Below are 2,281 nucleotides of genomic sequence, written 5' to 3' on the forward strand. Positions count from 1 at the left end.
CCGGGGCCCCGCGGGGGTGGGGGGCGGGGCCCCCCCCCCCCCGCGGGGGCGGCCCGCGGCGCGGCTGGGGCGCCCCCCGGCGGGGGGGCGGGGGGTACGCGCGGCCGCCCGCGCGCCCCGCCCGCCCCGTCGAGCGCGAGCCGACGCCGCCCGGCGCGCTCTGGCTGCACGGGCTGCATGCGGTGGCCGCGGCGCTGGCGAATCCGCGCCGTCGGCTCAAGCGCCGTCTGGTGACCGCCGACGCCGCGCAGGGACTGCCGCGACGTGTCGAAAGACCCTGGCGCGTGCAGCCGGAGATCGTGGACCGGCAGCGCTTCCAGACCTTCCTGGCGGAGGACGCGGTCCACCAGGGCGCCGCCCTGCGGGCCGAGCCGCGGCCCCCGCTGGCGCTCGCCCAGGCGATCGAGAGGCCCGACGGCCCGGTGCTGCTGCTCGACCAGGTGACCGACCCACGCAATGTCGGCGCGATCCTGCGCTCGGCGGCGGCCTTCGGCGCGGCCTGCGTCGTCATGCAGGACCGCCATGCCCCGCCGGAGACCGGCTCGCTCGCCCGCGCCGCCTCCGGCGCGCTCGAGATCGTGCCCATCGCGCGCGAGGTGAACCTGGCGCGCGCCATCATGACGCTGCAGAAGGCCGGCTTCTGGGTGCTCGGCCTCGCCGGCGACGCGCCGCTGACCCTGGCCCAGGCCGCGCCGCGCGACCGGCGCGTGGCGCTGGTGCTCGGCGCCGAGGAATCGGGGCTGCGGCGCCTGCAGCGGGAGACCTGCGACGAGCTGGTGCGGTTGCCCATCGCGCCCGGCGTCGAGAGCCTGAACGTCGCCGCAGCCGCCGCGGTCGCGCTCTATGAGATGGCGCGCGACCGGCGGCTTGCGGCGCCGGACGCGATCGAGGAGGAGACCGAGGCATGACCAGCGCCGCCGCCGAGGCGATCCTCGCCGCCCGCCGCGAGGGACGCGTGCTGCTGCCGCTCGGCGCCGCCGCGCCGGCCGATGTCGCGGCGGGTTACGCGGCGCAGCGCGAGGTCGCGCAGGCGCGCGGCGCCGTGCCGCCGGCCGGCTTCAAGATCGGCGCGACGACGAAGCAGATGCAGGCCTATCTCGGCCTGTCGGGTCCCGCAGCGGGCTTCGTGCCGGCGGAGGGCGTGCAGGCCAGCCCCGGCAGCTTCCGCTTCGCGGAACTGATCGCGCCCGGCGTGGAATGCGAGGTGGGGCTCCGGCTCGGCGCCGACCTGCCCGCCGGCCCCTGCACGCGCGAGCAGGCGGCGGCGGCGGTGGCGGAGGTCTTCGCCGCGATCGAGATCGTGGAGAAGCGCTACACCGACCTCGCCGCGCTCGGCACGCCGGCGCTGATCGCCGACCAGGTGTTCCATCGCGCGGGCGTGCTGGGCGCGCCGGCCGCGGGATGGCGCGGCACCGACCTCGGCGCGATCCGCGGGCGCATCACGGTGGATGGGGCGCTGCGCGGCGAGGGGGTGGGCGCCGACCTGCTCGGCCATCCCTTCGAGGCGCTGGCCTGGCTCGCGGCGTCGCCCGCGGCCGCGGTGTTCGGCGGGCTGCGGGCGGGGCAGGTGGTGTTCCTGGGCTCGGTGACGCCGCCGATCTGGCTGGACGGGCCGTGCCAGGTGACGGTGGAGTTCGATGTGCTGGGCAAGGCGGAGGCGAAGTTCGGATAGCTTCACGCTTCGGCAAGCGTTTCGCGTGCAGGCTGGCGGCGCCGCGGGGTTGAGGGCGGCGTCTCGCCAGGACGGCGCCGAGTGACCCGGAGCGCCATGCATACCGCCAGCTGGAACACCCTGCCCGAGGACCTGCAGCTCGTGCTGTCGCGCGAGGCCCTGCGCCGGGCGGCCGAAACCCTTGCCGAGCACGCCGAGCTGCTGGCCGAGGAGATGGAACGCGGCACCCTGACCGATCGCGGCGGGCCGGATGCGCTGCGGCTGTTCGCGGCGGTGGTGCGCGCGACGAATGACGACGCCTTCGGGCCGGTGGGGCATGCCTGACGGGCGTGTTGAGCGCGGCGCCCCGTCGCGCTAGGTGTCGCGGCGCGCCGGGTTAGCACAGCGGTAGTGCAGCGGTTTTGTAAACCGAAGGTCGGGGGTTCAAATCCCTCACCCGGCAGGGCGCCTCCTCAGCGGGATATCGGCCCCCGGCACCGCACGCAGCCCGCTCACGCGCCGCCGGGCGCGGCCTGCAGCCCCGCCGCCCGACGGCGCGCCGCCCCCCCCCCCCCGGGCGCCCAGGCCCCGCCAATGCATAACCCCCCCCGGCGCCGTCCCCCCCCCCGC

At 77.5% G+C, this 2,281-nt stretch carries 3 protein-coding genes and 1 tRNA gene; all 4 read left to right on the forward strand.

Annotated elements, in window-relative coordinates:
• Positions 1 to 182 precede the first annotated feature (182 nt).
• The gene (locus AC1MIR_RS23740; protein WP_480030641.1) at positions 183 to 908 is read left to right on the forward strand and encodes a TrmH family RNA methyltransferase; all 726 of its coding nucleotides are present in this window, start codon (positions 183 to 185) and stop codon (positions 906 to 908) included.
• Positions 905 to 1,672, forward strand: a complete 768-nt coding sequence (locus AC1MIR_RS23745; protein WP_480030642.1) for a 2-keto-4-pentenoate hydratase — start codon at positions 905 to 907, stop codon at positions 1,670 to 1,672. Before AC1MIR_RS23740 ends, AC1MIR_RS23745 begins: the two co-directional genes overlap by 4 nt.
• Positions 1,673 to 1,768: 96 nt before the next feature.
• Positions 1,769 to 1,996: a hypothetical protein gene (locus AC1MIR_RS23750; RefSeq protein ID WP_480030643.1), complete on the forward strand. Its 228-nt coding sequence runs from the start codon at positions 1,769 to 1,771 to the stop codon at positions 1,994 to 1,996.
• 46 nt (positions 1,997 to 2,042) lie between these two features.
• Positions 2,043 to 2,114 (forward strand) — tRNA-Thr (locus AC1MIR_RS23755).
• The last annotated feature ends 167 nt before the right edge of the window (positions 2,115 to 2,281 follow it).

The sequence above is a fragment of the Falsiroseomonas sp. RANM36 genome (genome assembly GCF_056682175.1).